We start from the raw sequence: 23,182 nt of genomic DNA, 5'->3' as shown, positions 1-23,182 counted from the left end.
AACCACCTCATCGTCCTAGATCCAGATATACGGTATCGGCGTTCTGTGCCGTTATCACCAGCCGTCCGGTTTTAACCGGCCTATCGAATTTGATGTTGATCGTCCTGCCATCCCCGTTTATGAGGTCGAAGAAGTTGTCGCTATAGGAGATGGGTTCGGCATCGCCTTCGAACTTGAGCTGAACTAATCTGGCATAGCCGTCCGAATATATCCTTACGTCGGCCGTTTTCTCGCTTCGACTCACCAGTTTAACCCCTAAATTCGTCTCGGGTATGGCGAGATCCTTAACCTGTGTGAAGAAATGCCTGTTTTCGGAGAGGACCCTTCCGTCCGAGAAGAACCTCACATAGAGAAAGTCGGTCCTGACATCCTCCGGATTGGCGTTGACCTCTCCCACCTTGGTGGCTCCGTTCTCCTTGACCTTCACCTCAAGTCTCTCCTCCAGCTTGATCTTCCCCGAGAAGTTCCGGAGCTGTATAAGGAGCTCGCCCTTTAACGGTGAGAGCCTGCCGTTCGATATCCACAGCGAGAACCACTCCTCGGTTTCCGGTTTTATGGAGACCAGCACCTCGCTGAAGGCCCTTTTCAGCTCGTAGTAGGCCATCTTCGGGCAGAGGTAATAATCTATTAGGCTCCAGCTGATGTTCGGACAGGGAGCGACCAGATCCCATACCAGCACGCCGCCGTTTATGAACTTCAGCCTTCTGTAGTGCTCGACGTAATGCTTCAATATCGTCGCCTGGGCGAGTTGAGCCGCCCGGATGAACTCGATCACGTTTCTAGGAGGGCCGAACTCCGAACTCCAGTATATCATCCGTTCGATCTGCATCATATGGTATTGCCATTCGTCGTTTATCGGCCAAATCTTATCAGGAGGGAAGAACTTCAGGAGGCTCTCGTAGCAGGGCGGAGCCTGGCAACCGAACTCGCTCATGAATCTGGCCTGATCGGAGATCTTTCTATAATCTTTATACCCGAACCACACGTCCCAGTTATGCCTATCCCCTTCCTCGGGGGAATCAGCCCACTCGCCGCCCGAAGGACTGCCCGGATGATAGGGTCTGGTGGGATCAAGCTCGGAACATATCTCCGGCAGCAGATGATAGAAGATCCTGTGATCCCGAGTGTCGAGCCCCTTCGATTCGGCGAGGACTTCGTTCTCGTTGTTGCCACACCAAAGCACTATGGAGGGGTGATTTCTCAGGTGTCTGACCATATACTCCGCCTCTGGCCTGACCAGATCGACGAAGTGATCGTCCTCCGGATAGACGCCACAGGCGAAGAGGAAATCCTGCCATACCATCAATCCCATCTCATCGCACAGGTCATAGAAGATGTCGCTTTCCACGATACCTCCGCCCCAGACCCTTATCATGTTCATGTTCCCATCGACGGCCATCTGAAGAACGCGTCTATAGCGATCCTCCGTGATGGCGGGATAAAATAGGTCAGGCGGCACCCAGTTCGCCCCTTTGGCCCAGACCTTGATCCCGTTGACGGTGAAGTAGAAGACCCTCCCGTTGGGGGATTCATCCGAATATCTGACCAGCTTGACCTCTCTGATCCCGAAACGCAGATGCATTTCATCGGCCACTTCGCCATCCAACAGAACCTCCGCCTTCATATCGTAGAGATATGGCCTGCCGATATTCCACGGGAACCACAGCTTCGGATCCTCCACGAGGTGGCAGAACCGATATCTGTTTTCACCCGGTTCCGCCTTGAGATGATGTTCACCGCTTATGAGACTGTCCTCACAGGAGGCCTCGAATTTGAAAAGCAGCTCCCTCTCGGATCCCAGAAAGTTGGTCAGCGTGAGTTCGATCTCCACCTCGGCCTTACCCTCATCCAGGAGGGTAGATTTGACGAATATGTCATCGATGCGGATCGAGTCCACCAGCTCGATCAGGACATCACGATAGATCCCCGTGGGCATTATGGGCGGCGCCCAATCCCAGCCATAGCCCATCTCGGCCTTTCTCGTGTAGAGCCTCTCATACGTAGTGTTCCAGACGGGTAGGGGTTCACCCGCCCGCTTCCACGACTCAAGCTTGGGTGAGCCGAGCTTAACTGAGAGCAGGTTCTCGGAGCCGATCCGAACCTCATCTGTGATATCGAAGACAGCAGGGTAATGCATGTTCTCATGTTCACCGATCTTCCTGCCGTTCAGATATACGGTGGCGAAGGTATCAAGTCCCTTGAAGATCAGGAACACCTTTTTGCCCTTTCGATCCAGTTTAAATCTTCTGCGATACCACCAGTCCTTTTCGTCCATCCAACGGCACAGCTCGGCGTTTCGCCCATAATACGGGTCTGGTATCTTCCCCGCCCGTTTCAGATCCAGATGCACCTCGCCTGGCACACTGGCCGGGATTGCGGGGAGATGGGGTTTCCTCTCAAGGTGTAGTCCGATATCCTCACCCACACCGGGATCGACATAGTAAAGATCCCACTCCCCGTTCAGGGACAGAAATTCGTTTTTAGACATGAAATCCCTCCCTACAATTGAGAAGCGTTAGCATGTTGAACGTTTTAGTTCAACACGCTAGCGGCCGAAGATTGATCAGAGGACAGGTCTGAAGAATCTCCGTGCCTCATCTTCAGGCGAGCGGAGACAGAAGGAGGACTCCTTGCATCTGGAGCATCTGCCAACGGCTATCGGTTCATCCGATCGCCATACTCCACCGGCTGATCTCAGGGTCTTCCTCAAAATCTCCCTCAGGGCGGCGATTCTCTTATCCATTTTTCCTCCGTTAATGGCCTCGATCATCCTATCATACAGATCGACATCTTTTTCCCTCACCCTTTCGATGGCTTCGTCCAGGTTCGTCCATCTCATCCCCTCAAGATCCATATAGCACCTGAGGGCGGTTTCGATCAGCCGGAATATCCTGATCTCCCTGGCCAGATCGGTCTGATCAGCGAAGGTGATCTCCTTCATGAGGACGGAAAGCTCACATCTGTATCTCCTCTGATCCGACTCGTTAAGTTTAAATCGGCGTCTCTTAAGCTCGGAGAATCTCTCCCTTGCCTCACCGAGAATGGACATCGTATCAAAGATCACCTCGGCATCTGCCAGCGATAGATACTCAGGAGGCACATACCCGTTTCGTTCAGCCGAGCGGATCATCCTTTCCAGTTCCCTCAACCCTATAACCTCGAAGGATATAATATCCCCATTCATCCCATACCAAAGCCTCTCCAGGCATTGGGGTTCGGATTGAGCTACGACGACAAAGCGTAACTTCACCGGTTCGTTCAGGAGGAAAACCCCGACCACATCGTTTCTCAGGCGAAGATGCTCCACAACCTCCATCATCTCGGCTTTCATGTTCCTCACCCCTCATAATTATATCTCGGGGGAAAACTCGAGATTGACCTTTCGGGGATGTTTCCTCTGATATTCCCTTGAGTTCGGATCTTTATAGATATCGAAGTTCGAGTTGTTGCAGAGCTTACTTTGTGTCAGGGCATAAATTATGAGGTTGATCCCCAGCTTCACCTGAACGGTGGATGCGGCCATAATTGACGTAGCTCTCGCCCACTGCGGGCTGAGTTCACCGTGTGTGATCACACCCACGACCTTCCCGCCGGACTGTACCAGCTCCATCCTCCTCAACTGCCCCGGGAGATTGCCTATCATATTAGGATAAAGCAGTATCTGATGATCGGGCGCTATAGGTGATCGGGCGGAATTCGGAACCAGTTCACCCTGCCATATGCCATCGACCAGGATAAAACCGCCCCTCTGGACGTAATCTGCCAAGGCCTGCTTGGTTTGAGCGTTTGATAGCTCGCGGGAGGGTTTCACCAGCAAAAAGGGGGCTTTAAGCGTGTACAACCCGTTCGGGTCGACCGTCAGGATGCCCGACCTCGGATCTACATTCACCTTGGTCTTATGATTCATGAGATTGGCCAGATTTTTCAGCCCGAAGAGGGCCCTATCGAACGTCCTACCCAGCGATCTGAGCCTGAGAATGGCGATCGTACATGTTCCGGATATCTCACCTGTTGAGGGATCGTTCTGAATCGTGCTTTGAACTGCCGCTGTCTTCGCCGCCGCCTCAGCAGCCGGTTTCGATGCTTTTACTGACGTCTTAGCTTGAGCCGTGCTCTCAGCGGTCGTTGCCGTTTGCTGAGTTGTAGCGGCACATCCCAGGAAGATCGCGATAACCCCCGACAGCACGATATACAGACAAATCTTCCTCATGTTTAAAACCTCCTGTTGGTTTTCTACGGCTGATACTATATCACCTGCCGTCGGTCAAGTCAAGCGCAAGGACAGGCTATAAATATCAGAAGGGATAAGGATAATGAGGCTACACCCCTATAGGGCAGAAAATTGGGTTATCATGGGAGGTATCACCGCAGGGATATCTCACCTTTGCTCGGAGAAGAACCTCGCCAGGGTTTCCTGGATTACAGCAAGCCTCGGCGGTTTGTTCAACACGGCATCCACCTCGATGGGCATCTCTCCCTCAGCCCTCATCCTGGCGCCCCATCCCGTCATCATGATCACCGTCGTTTCGGGCGACTCATCCTTAACCGTCCTTGCAACCGCTCTGCCATCCACGTAAGGCATCCCGAGATCAGTGATGACCAGATCGAACGGCTCTCTCCTTTCAATGGCAGCTCGAAAGGCGTTCAGCCCCTCCTCTCCCCCATCGGCAACTTCCACCGTATGACCTTCGCCCTCCAACATGTCTTTCATCAATCTGCGCAACAGGGGTTCGTCGTCTATCACCAGGACCCTAAGCGGTCGTATGTTCACGCCCCTCTCCTCCGCTTCCTGTGGGGTGGCATCGGCTCTGTGTGCGGGGAAGATCAGTCGTATAGTTGTCCCCTTTCCCAATTCGCTTTCGATCTCTATCTCGCCCTCATGTCTTTGCATGGTCCCATACACCATCGCCAGTCCCAATCCGGTTCCCTGCTCCCCCTTTGTGGAGTAGAAGGGTTCCAGGCATCTCCGTCGTGTCTCCTCATCCATACCTATGCCCGTGTCGGAGACCTCCACGAGGACGCTATCGTCGATCGATCGGGTTCGGATCGTGATCCGGCCCCCTTCCGGCATAGCGTCCACGGCGTTGATCACAAGGTTGGTCATAGCCTCCCTTATCTCGCTTTCGATCCCCATGATATAAGGCAGTCCTTTCTGAAGCTCTAATTTCATTTCAATTACGATGCCTCTTTCCTGGGGCATATCCCGCCATCTCGGTCTCGTCAGATCGATCACCTGCTCGGCCATCCGGTTCAGATCGACAGGAAGCAGCGGCTCTCGCTCATCGCGGCTTCGATAGAATTCACGCATTCTTGAGACGATGTTAACTATATCCTCTCCCGCCGTCTTGATGATCCTCAGGTACTGTCTGGCGGTATCGCTCAGGTTCGGTTCGTTTCTGAGCATTATATCGGCAAATCCGATCACAGGGGCGAGGGCGTTATTGATGTCATGGGCGATCCCCGACGCCATTTGTCCAAGCGCTTTGAGCCTCTCCTGTTGCATCATCGCCTCTTGAGCCTGGCGCAACTCCTCATAGGCGCTCTCAAGATCCAGGTGGAGCTTCGTCTGATACACCGCTAGGGCCACATATTCCCCCAGTTGCCTGAGGAATTCAACTTCACTTTCATCAAAGGCGTTTACCTCGCGGCGTGCAAGGGCCAGCAGTCCGATCGCCTTGTCGCTGGTCATCAGAGGGATGATCAGCATCGAGCCTAACCCTGCCTCGGAGAATTTCCGATAACAGGCATCTTCGAGCTTTGTCAAATCAGGGGTATGTATGACCTCGCCTCTCAGTGCGGAACGGAAAACGGTGTTTTCGACGTGAAAGACACGTCCCTCTTCAAACCCCAGCTTCTCTACGATCGGCTGAGCTTTCGAGCCGATCGTGTTCAGCTCTACCGTATCACTGGTCTCATCGTAAAACAACACACAGCCATATTCGATGTTCAACGATCCTTCCAGGTAGCCGAGCATGGTTCGTAGGATGCTTTTCAGATCATGGAGTTCAAGCATGGACCGCACAATTCGATTGAGGATGGTGAGTCGGGAGAGCTGAATCTGAACCCTTTCTCGAGCCCGTTCACGGACGATGGCCTGGGAGATCCGCCTGGCCACCTTTTCGATCATCCCTATATCGCTCTCTGAAAATCCCTCGGGTTCGCTACAGCAGACACATGCTACGCCCAGGAGTTCATCCCCTGTGCTCAGTGGTGCCAACACGAAGGACCCCGCCTCGATCAAGCTGGCTATCTTGTCCCCACAGGGAAGATCTGTCACTTTCTTAACCACCACGGTCTCCCGGCTGCGGATCACATCGGCGAATCCACCATACTTTTCATATGGCAGATCCGGAAGCTCTGACGGCACACAGGGTGGGATCAACCTGCCCCGATCGGCATCCCAGAGGAAGATATAGCAGTGGACGTGGAAAAGCTGAGGGATCAATTCCGCTGCACTTTCGCATACGTTTTGAACGCCGTTTGCCTCGCTCAGAGCCATCTCGAGCCTAAGCAGGGCGGAGTTGAGCTTGGCTTCCTCATTAACCATGTGAAACAGGCGGGCGTTTTCCAAGGCGATAGCGGCCTGGCCCGCCAGCGTGCGGAAGAAGTCAACATCTTCCGTTGAAAAGAACTTAGGATGCGTCGTCAGAAGATGCAGAACGCCTATGGTTTTATCCTGAACCACAAGGGGGACTCCTAGATACGAGGATAAGTTGTTATCGCGGATGAGATCGTGATGCATCTGTAGCCGTGGGTCCCGCGTCAGATCGTATATGATGACCGGCTCCTGGCGATCCACAAACCAATGTAAGAGGCTATCGGCGAGCGTAAAAGCCTCCTCCTCTATGATCGTTCCATTGGGCAGACGCATGGCGAAGAGCCGCATCCCTTTCTCGTCCCCGTTGAACATGCTGAGAGCCACCGCATCCGCTCCCAGCTTCCCTGGAACGTTATCGAGAACGGTGTGTATGATATCGCGGATAGACCGACGTGAGATGATGGCCCGATCGATGTCCCGCAGGGTGGTGAGCCGCGTAAGCCGCTCCTCGGCCTTTCGGAGCCGACGCACATGATCGATCGCCAGAGCAAGCTGCTCGGACAGATTCTGGAGGACCCTGACGTCCCCTCTGCCGACAGCCTCATACCAGCGGCTGGCCAATACGATCGTTCCCAGCCACTCCATCTCACCATCGGAATGTGTGATCGTCAGCGGAATGGAGACGAGCGTCTGAATCCCCTCCCGTTTCTCGAACTCCTCCAGCGCCCCCTCCTCGTTGATCCTTTCATGGATCACCTGTGGGAGCGTCATCCAATCGGGGACTTCATCTATGTGAAAGCTCATGACATGCATACGCAATTCATCTGAGATCCCGCGCCAGGAGCGCATAACGAGATGATCGCGCTCGACCAGACTGATCCATCCGAACTCGACATCCATGAACTCCATCACCTCGTCCAGGATGAGATTGATCCTTTCATCCAGATCCCAGGTGCGTAGGAGAGCATTGAGTATGCGGGATTGGGTGATGAGCTCGCTATTCCGCCTCGCCAGTTCCTCCCTTAGCTTATCATGTTCCACCTTTGTCCGAAGCGTTTCGATCCCATATGCGAGGTTATCGGCCAACCTCATCAGCAACGCTATCTCATCGTCGTCGAAGGCATCCCGCTCAGCGGCATAGATGTTCAGGGCGCCAAGAACCCGATCCTCGGCGATGAGGGGTAGTGCTATCGAGGATTCATATCCCCGTCGAATCGCCTCAGAGCGCCACGGGCGGTAGTTGGGATCGTGAAGGATATCCCTGATCAGACAGGGTCTACCCGTTCGGATGGCCCTTCCGGTCGGCCCGCGCCCTGTCTCGCTCTCATCCCATGTGATTCTGACGCTCTCCAGATATCCATCGTCGAAACCCCTTTGAGCCATCGGTCGCACGCTTTTCTCGCCGTTGTGTTCGACATAGCCGATCCACGCCATGCGATATCCGCCGGTCTCCACCACGATCCTGCAGATCTCATCGAGTAGACCAGACTCATCGCTTGCCCACATCAGTGCCTGATTACATTCGCTGAGCATTCTCCAGGAGCGATTTGCTCTGATCAACCTTTCGTCCCTCCGCCTCTGCTCAGCCCTCATCTGACTTTTATGCCGTTCGACGGCATATCGCAACGATCGGGTCAGAAGGTCACCCACTATCCTATCCTTAACCCAATAGTCTTGGGCCCCCTCTTCTAATGCTCTGAGGGCGATCGTCCTGTCGTCGACTTCCCCAAGCGCCACGACGGGCACCTGTGGTATCCGCGATCGCAGTTGAGAAAGGGCTTCAAATCCGTCGATGTCCTGTAGTGATAGATCCAAAAGCACGACGTCTATGTCGCCGTCGGCGAGACGGTTCATCCCCGTTTCAAACTGCTGACAGTGTATCAGCTCGAATTGGCCGAAGCTCGACCCAGCTAGCGCTTCTCTCAGTATCTCGGCGTTACCTAAGTCACCCTCTATCAACAAAGCCCTGATGATTTCATCCTCCTCCATATACCTCATCCTCCTAAATGGTAGAGGGTCTTTCCTCACTCGAAGCGGGATGGGGTATGGTAATGATCTTATCTTATAAGGTATTATACCCCAGGTGATCCGATCGACGCAAGATGTCTAACGGTTTAACGGTTCGGTTAAAACTTCTCCTTGACGATTGGGATTAAATCTTGTATAATTTCAGCTAGAACGTGATTCCCACCACCTTTCACTCCCAGAGGAGTTAGGCAGCGATTGATAAGGTGTCATTTTGCTATGAAAGAAGATTTTATTAGATCGGACTTACCTGAGGTTTTTCCCTTTTGGGGTTTAATCTTCGACTTTAGGGGGCTGATAACGAAACATGGATATCAATAACCTAGACATCGGGAAACTGAAGGAGATGACTATCTCCGAGCTGGCGGCTATGGCGCGAGCGATGGGGATAACCGGTTACAGCAACATGCGCAAGCAGGAGCTGATATTCAAGATCCTGGAGGCAAAGGCGTTGGAAAACGGGCTGATGTTCGGCGGAGGTGTGCTGGAGACCTTACCGGATGGCTTTGGTTTCCTTCGCTCACCCAAGTACAACTACCTTCAGAGCCCCGACGATATCTACGTCGGCCCGGCCCAAATACGCAAGTTCAACCTCCGAACCGGCGATGAGATCTACGGTCAGATCAGGCCGCCTAAAAAGGGTGGTGATAAGGAGGAACATTACTTCGCCCTCCTGAGGATCGAGGCCGTTAACGGAGAGGATCCCGAACTCGCCAAGGATAGGCCGCTTTTTGAGAACCTGACACCCATATATCCGTGCGAAAAGTTGAAGCTGGAGCACAATCCCAAGGAGTTCTCGACCAGGATAATGGACCTGATGGTTCCGGTCGGGAAAGGTCAAAGGGGATTGATCGTAGCGCCGCCGTATGCCGGCAAAACGGAGCTGCTGAAGAACATCGCTCACGGTATCGCCGCCAATCACGATGAGGTTCACATCCTCGTGCTGCTGATAGATGAGCGACCGGAAGAGGTGACCGATTTCGAAAGATCGGTCAAGGCTGAAGTGATAAGCTCGACTTTCGACGAACCTCCTGAGCGACATGTTCAGGTGGCCGAGATGGTGCTGGAGAGAGCTAAAAGGATGGTCGAATACGGCAAAGATGTGGTAATACTGCTGGATAGCCTTACCAGATACGCTCGCGCCTGCAACGCCATCGCACCTCATACCGGAAGGACTCTTACCGGCGGCATAGATATAACAGCGCTTCAAAGACCGAAAAGGTTTTTCGGCGCTGCCAGAAATATCGAGGAGGGAGGTAGTCTGACCATAATCGCCACCTGCTTGGTCGAGACAGGCAGTAAGGCCGACGATATCATCTACGAGGAGTTCAAAGGAACGGGAAATATGGAGATCCACCTCGACAGAACCCTCCTCGATAGACGTATATTCCCGACCATCGACATCAATACATCTAAGACCCGAAAGGAGGAACTGCTCCTGGACGAGGATACCTTAAATAAGGTCTGGATCTTGAGAAAATTTCTCAGCCAGTTAAACCTCGCTGAGTCCATGGAGCTTTTCCTTGAGAGAATGGGAAAGACCAGGAACAACGAAGAATTTCTCGAATCAATGAAAGGAGGAAGGTGAGGAGGAGATGAAACCGGAGATTCATCCCAAACTGGTCGAGGCCACGGTCACCTGCGTCTGTGGTAACACCTTTAAGACGCTCTCGACAAAGGCGGAGATCAAGGTCGAAGTATGCGCTAAATGTCATCCCTTCTATACCGGCCAACGTAAACTGGTGGATACCGCCGGGCGAATTGAAAAGTTCAGGGAGAAGTATAAGAAATACGACATAGAGGTATAGGCTCGGCTCATAGATCGGAAACGGATCGATCGAGGAGATACGAAGGGGGGATATCTCCCTCGTGTCTCCTTCAGTTTATACGTGACGTGGTGGTTCTCATGGAGAGGCTTGAACATGTCGGCGGCCAGGCGGTCATCGAAGGCGTGATGATGCGATCCCGATCCCGATACGTCGTGGCCGTTCGTACCCCAAGAGGGGATATATCGATAAAATCCGAAAGGATAAACTCTCCCGCCGAAAGGTTTCCTGTTCTGAAAAAACCGCTCCTGCGAGGGATCGTCGTGCTGATAGAGTCCCTCCTGATCGGAATGAAGGCATTGACATATTCGGCCCAGGAGGCGATCGAGGAAGATGAAAGGAAAGGTGAGAAAGGGCTGAGCAATTTCGCCATGACGCTCACCCTGCTTATAAGCTTTGTTCTCGGTCTCGGCCTCTTTGTGATCCTCCCGGCCTTTCTGGCGGGGGAGGTGACAGATAAGGGTTGGGCGTTTAACCTGATAGACGGATTCATCAGACTGGTGATGTTTTTCGGTTATATCCTCGCCATATCGCTTATGCCGGATATAAGGAGGGTTTTCGAATATCACGGGGCAGAGCATAAATCCATATACGCCTATGAATCGGGAGAGGAGCTATCCGTAGAAAACGCGTCGAAATACTCCACACTTCATCCCCGCTGTGGCACGGCCTTCCTCCTGACCGTCATGGTCGTCAGCATCCTCGTCTTCTCCATACTCGGTAAACCCAGTTCCTATTTCATCCGCTTCGGAAGCAGGGTGGTTCTCATACCGTTGATAGCGGGGATATCGTATGAGGTGATCCGGTTGGCCTCCAAGAGGTCTCAGAGCGGGATTATGCGGATCGTTATCGCTCCAGGGTTGCTTCTACAGAGGCTAACCACGAGGGAACCGTCATCCGATCAGCTTCAAGTGGCCATAAGCGCACTTAAGGAGCTCGTAAGATCGGAGGAGAGAGGTGATATATCTTAAGATCTTCGCTATATTTCTGAAGATGGGAACCTTCATCTTCGGTGCCGGTCATGCTCTCGCCTTTGCCATTCAGCAGGAGGTCGTATCAAGGGGATGGATGAGCATGGAGGATTTCCAGGATGGGTGGTCCGTCGCCAGCGCCCTTCCCGGGCCGATTACAGTTAAATTGGCCGTCTACACGGGATACAAGGTGGCGGGAGTTCCGGGGGCCATCTCGGCGGTTGTGGGATACATCCTTCCCAGCGCCCTGATGATGGGGATCGTATCCTTCTTCTTCCTGAAGTTCAAGGATTCAAGGGCCGTCGAGGCGATTCTCAGGGGGATCAAACCGGCCGTCGTAGCGCTCATAGCCGTCGCCGCCTATAAGTTCCTGAATACCGGCGCTGTGGTAGATGCCAGGGGATATGTCATATTAACGGCAGCGTTCGGACTCATGGCCTTCGTCGGAGTGTCCCCCATAAAGATCATCCTGGGAGCGGCCATCATTGGCCTGACGTATCTGATAAAACCATAATGTGTGGTGGTGGAAATGCTGGAGAAGTTACAGCCCAAACTCGATGAGATCGAGAGAAGATACGCTGAAATTGAAAGGAAGATGTTAGATCCTGAGGTGCTCTCTGACCCTCGCAAGATCCAGCAGCTTTCCAGAGCGCTTGCCGAGGTATCTCCTGTGATAGAGACCTACGAGAGACTGAAATCGGTTCTCAAGGATATAAACGATGCCAAAGCGATACTGGAGACGGAAAGGGATGAGGAGATGATAGATTTTCTCAGAGATGAGCTCAAGAAACTTCAGGATGAGCGTGAGAGGATAGAAGATGAGCTGAAGCTACTCCTCATTCCGAAGGACCCCAACGACGAGCGCAACGTCATAATGGAGATCAGAGCGGGAACAGGTGGGGAGGAAGCAGCGCTTTTCGCCGCTGATCTCTTCAGAATGTATACCAAATACGCCAAGAGAAAGGGATGGCAGGTCGAGATCATGAATTCCCATCCGACGGAGCTTAAGGGATTCAAGGAGATCATCTTCGCGATAGAGGGACAAGGAGCCTACAGCAGGCTTAAGTTTGAAGGGGGTGTGCATCGGGTCCAAAGGATTCCTGTTACGGAAACGGGCGGCAGGATTCACACCTCCGCCGTCACAGTCGCCGTGTTACCGGAAGCTGAAGAGGTGGATGTGGAGATACGAGATGAGGATCTGCGCGTAGACGTGTATCGCTCCTCCGGACACGGCGGCCAACATGTCAACACGACCGATTCAGCGGTCAGGATCACCCACATCCCTACCGGAATAGTCGTCACATGCCAGGACGAACGCTCTCAGCATAAGAACAAGGCCAAAGCGCTTAAGATCCTCAGGGCAAGGCTGCTGGATATGAAACAGAGAGAGATGGAATCGCAAAGGGCTATCGCCAGGAGGAATATGGTGGGATCGGGTGACAGAAGCGAGCGGATCAGGACGTATAACTTCCCCCAAAACAGGGTCACTGACGACCGGATAAACCTGACACTTTATAAGCTTGACGCCATAATGGAGGGCGATCTGGATCTGATAATCGAGCCACTCATCCTGGCCGATCAGGCCGAGAGGCTCAAGCAGTTGCAGATCGAGGGGAATTGATCGTATGGCTTTTGACAGCTTCAGCCTTCACAGGCTCATAAGTGAGCTCCAGCCGCTGGTGGGCAATCAGATCAGACATATCGCCCAGACCGAGAGCTATGAGATCGCGATACGGATCGGCCCATACGCTCTCCTCATCTCAGCACATCCCGTCCATGCCAGGATCCACCTCATCCCGAGGATGCCCAAAGTGAAGGAAAGGGAGAGACGCCATTTTTCCGATTTCCTCATGACCCACCTGATGCGAGGAACGGTAAACAGGATTGAACAGATAGGGTTGGACAGGATCGTACATATCGAGGTACAACCACAGGGTGACCTGCTGCGTAAAGAGCCCAGGCTTCTGATATGCGAGTTTATGGGCAAACATAGCAACATCATCCTGGTTAACCTCGATACCGGGAAGATACTTGAGAGCATCAAACATATAGATTCAAGCCTTAGTTCCTACAGGGAAGTTCTCCCCGGTCTGGATTATATCCCGCCGCCTCAAAAGCCGAAGTTAGACCCCTTCCGGCTGACAAGGGAGGAGTTTCTAGATGTTATAAGGGAAAGGCCGAATCAGCCTGACAAAGCCATAGTAGCTTCTATCGATGGTTTCAGCCCTGTCATCGCCAGAGAGGTGATCTTTCGAGCAGGGGTGGACGATCCTGAGAAAATGTGGGAGGCATATGTGGAGGTGATCGAGGCGATAAGGGATGAAATCGGGGACGGTCATCCGTGCGTCATGCTCGATCGAGACGGGAAACCCGTTGCCGTTGGGCCGTTAAGGCTGAGGCAGTTCGAAGCTCAGGGGGCTCGACCGGTCTTCTTCAGCTCGATGAGCGAAGCGCTGGAGAGGTTTCACGCAAGGGTGATAGAGCGGGAGAGATTTCTCACGGAGAGATCACAGCTTATAGCAAGGCTCAGGAGGCGTAGAAAGGTTATATCTGAGAAGCTAAATGAGCTTCAGATGCAGATGGAAAGGGCGGAGGATGCTGAGACCATGAGGATCAAAGGGGAATTGATATTATCAAACTTGAAATCGATAAGAAAGGGCGAAACCGAGGTTATGCTTCAGAACTTCTATGACCCGCAGCTTAGGCCGATCAGAGTGGAACTTTCCCCTGAGCTTTCGCCCACCCAAAACGCACAGCTTTACTTCAAACGGTATGCCAAGGCCAAGAGGGCACGGGTTAAGCTCGCAAATGTGATCGCCGATCAAGAAAAGATGTTGCAACTGCTCGATGAGATGATCAAGGAAGTTGAGGATTTAAGATCGCAGGCGGAGCTCGATCGGTTGAAAGAGGATTTGGTAAGGCGTGGGTGGATGAGAAGGGAAGAGGCAAAAGGGGGGAGGAGAAAGGAGAGGGAATCGGAGCCGTTTAGAAGGTTCATCTCATCGAACGGATTTGAGATATTGGTCGGGAGGAACAACAGGGAGAACGATCTCCTGACCCTCCGATTTGCCAACAAAAACGATATATGGCTCCATGCCAAGAACATTCAGGGATCACATGTGCTCATACGGAATCCAGAGGGCAGGGAAATCCCGGTGCCCACTCTACTTGAGGCGGCGTCTCTGGCGGCCTATTTTAGTAAGGCGAAACACTCAAGCCATGTTCCCGTAGACTACACGCTTGCCAAGTATGTAACCAAGCCCAAAGGTGCTAAGGAGGGATTTGTGATCTACACCCATGAGAAAACCCTTTTCGTCGAGCCAAGGCTTTTAAGGGAGAGGGTTAACCCGGAGGGATGAACCCTCCGGGCAGGGGGAAGAATCATCAATACATGTCAGGCGGCGTCGGCGCTTTTTCCTTTTCCTTTTCGGGTATCTCGGCCACGAGCGCCTCGGTGGTGATCATCAGTCCGGCGACGCTTGCCGCGTTCTGGAGGGCGGTCCTGACTACCTTGGTCGGATCGATGATACCCGCCTTGAACATGTCGACGATCTCATCCTTGGCGGCGTCATATCCTATTGCGAAGTCAGCGCTGCGAACCTTCTCGACGATGACTGAGTCCTCCTTTCCGGCGTTGCGAGCGATCTGGCGGATCGGCTCCTCGAGTGCCCTTCTGACTATGTTGATCCCCACCTGTTCGTCCTCGTCCTCGACCTTCAGCTCATCCAGGGCGGGTATACATCTCAGAAGCGCCACTCCTCCGCCGGGGACGATCCCCTCCTCGACCGCCGCTCTGGTGGCGTGCATGGCGTCCTCGAAGAGCGCCTTCTTATTCTTCATCTCCACCTCGCTCGCCGCTCCGACCTTAATGACGGCGACGCCACCGGCGAGCTTGGCCAGCCTTTCCTGGAGCTTCTCACGGTCGTAATCGGAGGTCGTCTCCTCGATCTGTTTGCGTATCTGCTGGATCCGACCCATTATGGCTTCCTTGCTGCCGGCGCCCTCGATGATGGTGGTATCGTCCTTGGTAATGACCACCTTCTTGGCACTGCCGAGGTCGTTGATCGTCACGTTTTCCAGCTTGATCCCCAGATCTTCGGAGATGAACTTGCCGTCGGTCAGGATCGCTATGTCCTGCAACATCGCCTTACGTCTCTCGCCGTATCCGGGGGCCTTAACGGCAGCGCAGCGGAGCGTGCCGCGGATCTTGTTCACGACCAGCGTTGCCAGCGCCTCGCCTTCTACGTCCTCGGCGATGATCAGAAGGGATTTGCCCATCTCAGCGACCCTCTGCAACAGCGGGACGATATCTTTCAGGGCGCTGATCTTCTTCTCGAAGATCAGTATGAGCGGCTCCTCTAAAACCGCCTCCATCCTCTCCGGATCGGTGATGAAGTAGGGGGAGAGATACCCTCTGTCGAACTGCATTCCCTCGACGAACTCCAGGGTTGTCTCCAGGCTCTTGGCCTCCTCAACGGTGATAACCCCGTCCTTGCCGACCTTCTCCATGGCGTCGGCGATGATCTCGCCCACCTTCATATCGTTATTGGCCGAGACAGCGGCGACGTGAGCGATCTCGCTCTTATCGGACACATCCCTGCTTATCTCACCTAACTTCTTGACGACGGCCTCGACCGCCTTATCGATCCCCCGTTTGAGGCTCATCGGGTTTCTTCCGGCGGCGACGTTCTTCAGCCCCTCGCGATAGATCGCCTGAGCCAGGACCGTCGCCGTAGTGGTGCCATCTCCCGCCACATCGCTGGTTTTGGAGGCCACCTCCCTGACCATCTGAGCGCCCATGTTCTCATATGGGTCCTCAAGCTCTATCTCCTTGGCGACGGTGACACCGTCCTTGGTCACCGTGGGCGCTCCGAACTTCTTCTCTATCACGACGTTTCTCCCTCGGGGCCCAAGGGTAACCTTGACGGCATTGGCCAGGATATCAACGCCCCTTCTTATCGAATTCCTCGCCTCCTCACTGAAAGCAAGCTGTTTTGCTGCCATTTATTCTCACCCTCCTTCCTTTTACTCGTTAACGACTTTGGCGAGGATATCCTCCTCGCGCATTATCAGATACTCCTCACCCTCATACTTTATCTCCGTCCCAGCATACTTGCCGAAGAGGACCCTATCGCCGGGGCTGACAGTGGGAGTAACCCTGTCGCCGTTTTCGAGAACCTTGCCCTCACCGACGGCTATCACGACGCCTTCCTGCGGTTTCTCTTTGGCGGTGTCCGGGATGATTATGTTGCCGACCTTCTCCTCTTCCTCCTCAACCCTCTTGACCAGAATCCTGTCATAAAGGGGTTTTATCGGCATAGATCTCATCCTCCTTTGCAGATCGGAATTTTGGAGGGAACCGATCAAGCGATTATGTAATAAGCAATACTCATGCCATCGTATCGATCGCTCGTATCACGCGGGTTATCGATTATGAAAGCGAGGAGAAGGGTCATTTTGACACCCTATCCGATCCGATGGATTGTGTCAAGTTGACAAATCGGGGAGAAGAGTGTCATTTTGATACCGCCTCCCTCGCCTCTTGAAGCTGCTTGAAGGTGAATATCGGTCCGTCCTTGCACACATAGAGGTTCCCCACGTTACATCTGCCACACAGGCCTACACCGCATTTCATCTTCATCTCCAGCGACGTGATGATCCTCTCGGGGGGGAAACCCAAATCGAGAAGAAGCTTGGAACAGAATCTGATCATGGCCGGCGGGCCGCAGGCCACAGCGTAGGTGTTCTCCGCCGGAGGAGAGAGGTCCTTTAGCACATCCGTCACGAATCCGATCCTGCCTTTCCACCCCTCCGCCGGTTTATCTATCGTTAGGATCAAATCCAGATCCTTCCTTTTCTCCCATTCGGCCAGTTCATCCTTATATAGGAAAAGACCCGGTTCCCTTGCACCATAGATAACGGTCACCTTTCCGAAACGCCCCCTATTTTCAGAATGGATCATGTATAGGATGAGCGAACGGAGCGTGGTGAAGCCGAATCCTCCGCCTATGATTATGATATCCTTTCCCTCAAATTGATCCAGCGGATAGTGATTCCCCAAAGGCCCACGGACACCGATAATCGATCCTTCGAGCTTATCATGTAGGGCTGATGTGACCGAGCCGATCCGCGTGACGGTTATCCTCAAGGATTCCTCCTCAACCGGTGAAGAGGCTATGCCCATAGGTGCCTCGCCAACACCTAAAACAGAGACTTCGATGAACTGGCCGGGCATATATTTAAATCGAGCTGCCTCTTCTTCATCGATGAACTGGAGATCGAAGCTCTTTATCCTACCATCATCGGTCTCGACTTTGATCTTGGATATCTTCACAGGTAATGGCAAAAAGGGGTTTTTCATCCTTCCATCCCTGCTTTCTCGAAGGCAGGGGAGGAGAAAGGGGGAATGCCATCCCCATTTCCCCTCTCCTACCGTTTCGATCACGCGCCGAGCACTTCGGCGACCTCCTTGAGCTGTTTGATGATCGGGATGTTCTGCGGACATTTAGCCTCACATTGTCCACACTCAACGCATACATCGGCTGAAGCCGGTTTAGGCTCGCCGTTCACCTTTCTGTTCTTAAGCCGTCTGTATTCGCTCTTGGCGTAATCCTTCAGGCCGTATACCTTGTAGTATATCATAGCCCTGAAATTGGCCGGGATATCAACGCCGTTGGGGCACGGCATGCAATACCCGCATCCGGTACAGTAGAGCTCGGCAAGTTTCCGCACCTGTTCCAGCATCTCAGCCATATGTCTTTTCTCGTCCTCAGAAAGCGGTTCCGTGCGGGAAGCGGTTTCGATGTTCTCCACGACCATCTGCATCGAGCTCATGCCTGAAAGGGCTGTGGTGACGTTTTCGTTGGCCAGGACAAATCTCAGTGCCGCCTCCGCGGAGGTTTTAGCGCCGCCGGGGATAAGCTTCTGGATCTGCTCCGATGGCGCGGCCAACCTACCTCCTCCTACGGGTCCCATGACCAGAATTCCCAGGCCTTTTTGGCGGGCATGAGCTATAACATCTTCATAGGCGCGGTCCAGTATGTTGTATTGAACCAGGATCCCTTCAAAATATCCCGTGTTGATCATCTTCTTGACGTTTTCGGGATCATCATGTGAGGAGAAACAGAGATGTCTTATCAGGCCCTCTTCCTTTGCCTTAAGCGCCTCCTGAAGCGGCCCTCCCTTGACGATGATCCCCTCTATGAACTGGTTCAACCTCAGGTCGTGCATGTGGTAGAAATCTATGTAATCTATGTCTAACCTCTCAAGAGACCCTTCCAGCGTCCTGCGCCACTCGCCCGCATCGGCCCCCTTGTAATGGTTCTTGGTCGAGATGTAGATCCTGCTCCTGTCCATCCCCTTGACAGCCTTTCCGAGCACCCTCTCCGAATCGCCTCCGTTATAGACGGCGGCGGAATCGAAGATGTTAACCCCGTGTTCGTAGGCGTACTTCAGCATCTCGATGGATTCGTCCTCTTTGATCCTTCTGTTCTCATCGGTGGGGAACCTCATGCATCCGAATCCGAGGGCGGACAACTTGATGCCCGTGTTGCCGTATTCGCGGTACTGCATCTTTCCCCCTCCTCTCTGCCTGGGTTTTACGGTGAAATTCTAACAGAAAGAGAAGGCGAAAATCAAGTGAGGTAAGGAATTGACAGAAAAACGCCAGGGGTGTAAAATCAGGTAAAAACCCATCGGAGGTTTCACGATGAGGGTAATACTGGTCTTTTTTGACACCATGAGATATGATCATGCCTCGTTCAACGGCTATCCGAGGAAGACGACGCCGATTCTCGATGAGTTGGCACGTGAGGGAACGATCTTCACGAATTGCTACGCCACGGATGTTCCCACACAACCGTGTTATACGGCTACTTTTACGGGACAGCGCGGCATTAAAACGGGGATCGTCACACATGGCCAACCTGAGGAGACGATTCCAAGTCGACTGGATACCTTCCCGGCCCTTCTAGCGAAGAAGGGGATACTGACAGCGGCTATAAGCACTCTTTATCGATTTCGCCGTTGGTTCGCTCAGGGTTTCATCCACTATATCCAGCCGAACATCGGTAAATGGCTTCAACACGTCAGTTGTGAGGATGTGAACAAGGAGGCGATTCCTTGGATTAAGGCATACGCTCATCGGGAGTTCTTCCTCTTCCTTCATTATTGGGACCCACATACGCCTTATAATCTCGTACCCAAAAGGTATCTGGGGAAGTTCTACTCCGGCGATCCATATGATCCATCGAATAAATCCCTTGAGGACCTCCGATCTCGACCGCTCATGTATTTCTTCATCTCCGGTGGAGCGGTGCCGGAATTAAAGGAGGGGCTCACGGACATCGAGTATCCTATAGCTCAATATGACGCCGAGATAAATTACGCGGACGAACATTTCGGCGACGTACTCGAAGCTCTGGAGAGGGAGAAGGTACTGGATGACACGATAATCATCTTCACCTCCGATCATGGGGAGGCTCTCAGAGGAGAACACGGCGTATACTTCGATCATATGGACGCCTACGAACAGGTGGCTCATGTGCCGTTTTTTATCTGGGCGCCGGGCAGGGTAAAAGCACAGACGGTCTCCGCTTTCGTTCAGCACACGGACATCGCCCCTACGGTGCTCGAAGCCTTTGGGGTAAATGTCCCCGAATCCTTCGAGGGCAAAAGCCTCTGGCCGATTCTCCGCGGGGAGACCACCGAGCACAGGGAGTTCGTCGTCACGAACCAGGGTCTCTGGTCCGCCCAAAGGGCGTATCGGACGAAACGATGGACGCTCATGCGCACATATGCTCCGGGAATGCTCACAGAGGCAAAAGACTGGGAACTTTTTGACAGGCTCGATGATCCCGATGAAAGCAAGGATGTCTCCGCACAGAACGGGGATATCTTCGAGGAGCTAAGGGCAGAATACCTCAGATGGTTGGATGCTGAGGTAGGTGGGAGACCTGATCCCCTAAGGATAGAAGCTGCTAAGAGCTCCGCAGCTAACTCGGTGAAGAGGAGGTTTGAGATGTGGAAAGCGATGTCTCCCAGGGACAGAGGTGATATAGACGATAGACCTGGACGGAGGTAAAACGTGAGAAAATCGATCCTTATTCTGATCCTCCTGGTGATCCTCGGAATAGGTGGGGCGTTTATCTATTACAGGTATCTATCCGGATTGCTCATCGTGACCTCATTCCCGAATGAGGCGATCGTCGATGTAGACGATAAAACCAGAGGTGAAACCCCTCTCTTTGAGAGGTTGATTATCGGAAAACACAAGGTGGAGGTATATAAAAGGGGCTACGGCAGGGTTAGACGTGAGATAAAGCTCAAAGCACGGCAGGAGCTGAAGCTCGTCCTCAAACTCCCGGTTATGATAAATTCCAACCCGTCAGGAGCCGATCTCTACATCGACGATCGATATATCGGAAAAACCCCACAGGCGGTCGATCTGAAGCCAGGCATACACAAGTTCAAATTACATAAGGACGGTTTCCTGGACTACAACTCTTCCCTGATGATAGCGGGCGAATATCTCAAGCCGATACCACCTATAAACCTCAAGCCCATCCCGCCGAAGTATAAAATTCCCGTAACCTCCACCCCTCCCAAGGCGAAGGTTTATCTGGATGATAGATATCAAGGTGAAACCCCAATCACGCTTGAGTTGAAAGCCGGGAGATATCTTGTGGAGATCATGCTCAACGGATATGAGCCATACAGAGACCTCCTGCTCGTCCCATACAAGAAGAGGATCGATGTGAAATTGAAGAGGATCATCCGCTATGGTTCCATTTCCGTTAACGCTTTCCCATATGGTAGGGTTTTCCTGGACGGGATCGAAAAGGGTGAGACACCGATTCTGATCAGAAGGGTTCCGGAAGGTGAGCATACTGTGACGATCAAGCGGGACGGGTTTAAGGAGATAATACGTCGCGTCATAGTCAGGCACGGCAAAAGGGTCAAAATAGGGATCAAAGGGGATAACTGGGTGGCACGATGATCTATTCAGACAAACTCGACACTAAACAGCTCGGCGGCGCGCATTCTGAACCGTATCAGGACGGGTGAGTCCGGCGAACAGCTGAGCTTCTCCTCGCCGCGCCAACTGGAATACCTCCCTAGGTGATCCCCCACGATCGGATCGGCGTCCGCAACGAAAAGCCCTGCGAGGGCGAGCTCGCCCGTCTCCTCCGCCTCAATAGCGGAGAGACGACCCTTTTCGCCCTTGGATATTTGTGCGGTACGGGATAGCCCGTATAGGGCAACGCTACCCGTCCATCGGGCAGGGGAACCAGATCGTTTTTGGCGAAGATGCAACCGCCGTCCCAGCTCCCTGGAGAGCCGGGGGAGATGACAGCCCCTCCCGGAACGAAAGACCAGACGATCCCATCGGCGCTGGAGACGATATGGACCTCGGTGGTATCCTGTGAGATCCGGTAATAATGTATCAGATGTCTCGAGTGCCTCATAGATTGTCCCAAGGGGGCGATGAGGTTAAAGCTCAACTACCTTCTTTCCCTCAAACGATTCTATCGCCGCCCTGACGACGTATAAGGCCTTAAGCCCGTCCTCGCCGGTGGGAGCGGGCTCCCTTCCAGCCAGCACATCGTCAACGAAGGCATGGACTCGGTTTTCGAAGATCTTGTTGAACGTCAGATCCCCCGTCGAAAAGATATTGGGCCTCCAGGAGCGCACCGTTTCATCGCCGTGAGGGAAGAGCTTGACCCCTTCGACGATGTTCTCGACCTGCAGGTATCCCTTGGTCCCACATATCTCCATAAGCTCTATCGGGTGGGTGAAAGAGCTGTCCCAGCTGGCCATAAGGGTTCCGACGGCCTCGTTTTCGAACTTGACGCTTATGGCGATGCTGGTGTAGGTGGCCTCCTCGTTCGGTCTGGCCTGATCGGCCCTTGGGGCGGCCATCGTCGCGCACACCTCCGTTATCTCGCCCCCGAAATACCTCATGAGGTCTATGGCGTGTGTCTCGAGCTCAAAAAGCAGGTAATATCTGCCCTTGGATGAGCTTGCGGGTCCGCCCTGGGAGAGCTTCATCATCACATAGGCCACCTTCCCGATAGCCCCCTCATCGACCAGCTTCTTAGCTCGGAGATAGGGCTTGGAGAACCTGCGGTTGTAGTTAATCGCCAGGAACACCCCTTTCTCCTTCGCTTTCCCCACCATCTGCTCGGCCTCCCAGATGTCCAGCGAGAGCGGCTTTTCGACGAGGACGTGTTTCCCCGCCTCCAGCGCCTCCATCGTCGGCTTGAAATGCAGGTGATCGGCGGTTATGACCCCTACGGCGTCGAGCTCCTCCCTCTCGAGCATCTCCTGGACGGAGTAATAGGGCTTGACGCCGAGCTCGCGCGCCCTTGAGTCGGCCTTCTCCTTGATGATATCGCAGACACAGACCAATTGCGCGTTTGGATGGGATTGATACGCCTTTGAATGTATCAACCCTATCCCACCACATCCAGCTACTCCAACCCTGAGCATCCCTCTACCTCTAAGCCTTCAGGTCTTTGAATCCGTGGTCTATTATACCATACCTCGAGGGGCTAGGCATTCTCCCCTAAATACCTAGCCCCTACAAAGGGCGCAAGGCTTTGCGCCTCAACGGCGGAAATTGTCACCCTAATTGTGAACCATCCCTCTGTTATCGATAAATTTCTTATGCGATCTTCCACCCTGATAAAGTTGATCGCTCTTATTTCCCTTGAGTGTAGTATCTATGGCTAATTGTCCGCCGTCCACCGTCCGCGGTCCGCAGCGGAATAACGGCGGACGGCGGACTGCCGACTGCGGACGGTAGCTTTAAAAATCTCCGC

General features: G+C 53.3%; 18 protein-coding genes. 8 read left to right on the top strand and 10 right to left on the bottom strand.

Annotated features, from left to right (window positions below):
• Positions 1–7: 7 nt before the first annotated feature.
• From J7M22_16220 to J7M22_16205, 4 genes are all read right to left on the bottom strand, one after another.
• Positions 8–2,488, bottom strand: coding sequence for a glycoside hydrolase family 2 protein (locus J7M22_16220; GenBank protein MCD6508154.1), 2,481 nt, complete (start codon positions 2,486–2,488; stop codon positions 8–10).
• Positions 2,489–2,563: 75 nt separating this feature from the next.
• Positions 2,564–3,331 (bottom strand): hypothetical protein, encoded by a 768-nt coding sequence (locus J7M22_16215; protein ID MCD6508153.1) that lies wholly within the window; start codon positions 3,329–3,331, stop codon positions 2,564–2,566.
• An 18-nt stretch (positions 3,332–3,349) separates the two neighbouring features.
• Positions 3,350–4,210 carry a DUF4159 domain-containing protein gene (locus tag J7M22_16210; GenBank protein MCD6508152.1) on the bottom strand — a complete coding sequence of 287 codons (861 nt, stop codon included), beginning with the start codon at positions 4,208–4,210 and terminating at the stop codon, positions 3,350–3,352.
• A gap of 168 nt (positions 4,211–4,378) precedes the next feature.
• Entirely contained in the window at positions 4,379–8,527 is a 4,149-nt protein-coding gene (locus tag J7M22_16205; protein ID MCD6508151.1) for a GAF domain-containing protein, read from the bottom strand.
• A 343-nt stretch (positions 8,528–8,870) separates the two neighbouring features.
• Between J7M22_16205 and rho the strand changes: the two genes are divergently transcribed.
• The 6 genes from rho (at position 8,871) to J7M22_16175 (ending at position 14,719) form a co-directional block, all read left to right on the top strand.
• On the top strand, positions 8,871–10,151 hold the full coding sequence (gene rho / locus J7M22_16200) for a transcription termination factor Rho (protein MCD6508150.1): 1,281 nt from the start codon (positions 8,871–8,873) through the stop codon (positions 10,149–10,151).
• A gap of 7 nt (positions 10,152–10,158) precedes the next feature.
• The gene (gene rpmE, locus J7M22_16195; GenBank protein ID MCD6508149.1) at positions 10,159–10,371 is read left to right on the top strand and encodes a 50S ribosomal protein L31; all 213 of its coding nucleotides are present in this window, start codon (positions 10,159–10,161) and stop codon (positions 10,369–10,371) included.
• Between the two features lie 98 nt (positions 10,372–10,469).
• The gene (locus J7M22_16190; GenBank protein ID MCD6508148.1) at positions 10,470–11,360 is read left to right on the top strand and encodes a DUF1385 domain-containing protein; all 891 of its coding nucleotides are present in this window, start codon (positions 10,470–10,472) and stop codon (positions 11,358–11,360) included.
• A complete protein-coding gene (locus J7M22_16185) occupies positions 11,347–11,874 on the top strand; it encodes a chromate transporter (GenBank protein ID MCD6508147.1) in 528 nt (175 codons plus the stop codon). Before J7M22_16190 ends, J7M22_16185 begins: the two co-directional genes overlap by 14 nt.
• A 15-nt stretch (positions 11,875–11,889) precedes the next feature.
• Positions 11,890–12,981, top strand: a complete 1,092-nt coding sequence (gene prfA, locus J7M22_16180; GenBank protein ID MCD6508146.1) for a peptide chain release factor 1 — start codon at positions 11,890–11,892, stop codon at positions 12,979–12,981.
• A 4-nt stretch (positions 12,982–12,985) separates the two neighbouring features.
• Positions 12,986–14,719, top strand: coding sequence for an NFACT family protein (locus J7M22_16175; protein MCD6508145.1), 1,734 nt, complete (start codon positions 12,986–12,988; stop codon positions 14,717–14,719).
• A gap of 25 nt (positions 14,720–14,744) precedes the next feature.
• Here the strand turns inward: J7M22_16175 and groL are convergent, their stop codons facing one another.
• The 4 genes from groL to J7M22_16155 all read right to left on the bottom strand — a co-directional run bounded on the left by groL (position 14,745) and on the right by J7M22_16155 (position 18,932).
• A complete protein-coding gene (gene groL, locus J7M22_16170; protein MCD6508144.1) occupies positions 14,745–16,364 on the bottom strand; it encodes a chaperonin GroEL in 1,620 nt (539 codons plus the stop codon).
• A 21-nt stretch (positions 16,365–16,385) separates the two neighbouring features.
• The gene (gene groES, locus J7M22_16165; GenBank protein ID MCD6508143.1) at positions 16,386–16,679 is read right to left on the bottom strand and encodes a co-chaperone GroES; all 294 of its coding nucleotides are present in this window, start codon (positions 16,677–16,679) and stop codon (positions 16,386–16,388) included.
• Positions 16,680–16,875: 196 nt separating this feature from the next.
• Entirely contained in the window at positions 16,876–17,721 is an 846-nt protein-coding gene (locus J7M22_16160; GenBank protein MCD6508142.1) for an FAD/NAD(P)-binding protein, read from the bottom strand.
• Between the two features lie 80 nt (positions 17,722–17,801).
• Positions 17,802–18,932, bottom strand: coding sequence for an aldo/keto reductase (locus J7M22_16155; GenBank protein ID MCD6508141.1), 1,131 nt, complete (start codon positions 18,930–18,932; stop codon positions 17,802–17,804).
• Between the two features lie 136 nt (positions 18,933–19,068).
• Here J7M22_16155 and J7M22_16150 point away from each other — a divergent pair, with 136 nt between their 5' ends.
• Together J7M22_16150 and J7M22_16145 are read left to right on the top strand one after the other, a co-directional pair.
• On the top strand, positions 19,069–20,442 hold the full coding sequence (locus J7M22_16150) for a sulfatase (GenBank protein ID MCD6508140.1): 1,374 nt from the start codon (positions 19,069–19,071) through the stop codon (positions 20,440–20,442).
• Between the two features lie 3 nt (positions 20,443–20,445).
• Complete coding sequence (locus J7M22_16145; GenBank protein MCD6508139.1) at positions 20,446–21,357, top strand: PEGA domain-containing protein; 912 nt, start codon at positions 20,446–20,448, stop codon at positions 21,355–21,357.
• Between the two features lie 118 nt (positions 21,358–21,475).
• On the opposite strand, the gene J7M22_16140 is transcribed toward J7M22_16145, so the two are convergent.
• Complete coding sequence (locus J7M22_16140) at positions 21,476–21,826, bottom strand: hypothetical protein (protein MCD6508138.1); 351 nt, start codon at positions 21,824–21,826, stop codon at positions 21,476–21,478.
• Between the two features lie 25 nt (positions 21,827–21,851).
• Entirely contained in the window at positions 21,852–22,850 is a 999-nt protein-coding gene (locus tag J7M22_16135; protein MCD6508137.1) for a Gfo/Idh/MocA family oxidoreductase, read from the bottom strand.
• Positions 22,851–23,182 lie beyond the last annotated feature (332 nt).

The sequence above is a fragment of the Candidatus Poribacteria bacterium genome, from assembly GCA_021162805.1.
GTDB lineage: Bacteria > Poribacteria > WGA-4E > B28-G17 > B28-G17 > JAGGXZ01.
The sequence above is the reverse complement of the archived record's forward strand: the minus strand, read 5'-3'. Positions and strand labels throughout refer to the sequence as shown.

What these genes read in the sequence shown, in the direction of transcription:
- J7M22_16220 (MCD6508154.1), bottom strand. Translation starts at nt 2,488, where the DNA reads ATGTCTAAAAACGAATTTCTGTCCCTGAACGGGGAGTGGGATCTTTAC.
- J7M22_16215 (MCD6508153.1), bottom strand. Translation starts at nt 3,331, where the DNA reads ATGAAAGCCGAGATGATGGAGGTTGTGGAGCATCTTCGCCTGAGAAAC.
- J7M22_16210 (MCD6508152.1), bottom strand. Translation starts at nt 4,210, where the DNA reads ATGAGGAAGATTTGTCTGTATATCGTGCTGTCGGGGGTTATCGCGATC.
- J7M22_16205 (MCD6508151.1), bottom strand. Translation starts at nt 8,527, where the DNA reads ATGGAGGAGGATGAAATCATCAGGGCTTTGTTGATAGAGGGTGACTTA.
- rho (MCD6508150.1), top strand. Translation starts at nt 8,871, where the DNA reads ATGGATATCAATAACCTAGACATCGGGAAACTGAAGGAGATGACTATC.
- rpmE (MCD6508149.1), top strand. Translation starts at nt 10,159, where the DNA reads ATGAAACCGGAGATTCATCCCAAACTGGTCGAGGCCACGGTCACCTGC.
- J7M22_16190 (MCD6508148.1), top strand. Translation starts at nt 10,470, where the DNA reads ATGGAGAGGCTTGAACATGTCGGCGGCCAGGCGGTCATCGAAGGCGTG.
- prfA (MCD6508146.1), top strand. Translation starts at nt 11,890, where the DNA reads ATGCTGGAGAAGTTACAGCCCAAACTCGATGAGATCGAGAGAAGATAC.
- J7M22_16175 (MCD6508145.1), top strand. Translation starts at nt 12,986, where the DNA reads ATGGCTTTTGACAGCTTCAGCCTTCACAGGCTCATAAGTGAGCTCCAG.
- groL (MCD6508144.1), bottom strand. Translation starts at nt 16,364, where the DNA reads ATGGCAGCAAAACAGCTTGCTTTCAGTGAGGAGGCGAGGAATTCGATA.
- groES (MCD6508143.1), bottom strand. Translation starts at nt 16,679, where the DNA reads ATGCCGATAAAACCCCTTTATGACAGGATTCTGGTCAAGAGGGTTGAG.
- J7M22_16160 (MCD6508142.1), bottom strand. Translation starts at nt 17,721, where the DNA reads ATGAAAAACCCCTTTTTGCCATTACCTGTGAAGATATCCAAGATCAAA.
- J7M22_16155 (MCD6508141.1), bottom strand. Translation starts at nt 18,932, where the DNA reads ATGCAGTACCGCGAATACGGCAACACGGGCATCAAGTTGTCCGCCCTC.
- J7M22_16150 (MCD6508140.1), top strand. Translation starts at nt 19,069, where the DNA reads ATGAGGGTAATACTGGTCTTTTTTGACACCATGAGATATGATCATGCC.
- J7M22_16140 (MCD6508138.1), bottom strand. Translation starts at nt 21,826, where the DNA reads ATGAGGCACTCGAGACATCTGATACATTATTACCGGATCTCACAGGAT.
- J7M22_16135 (MCD6508137.1), bottom strand. Translation starts at nt 22,850, where the DNA reads ATGCTCAGGGTTGGAGTAGCTGGATGTGGTGGGATAGGGTTGATACAT.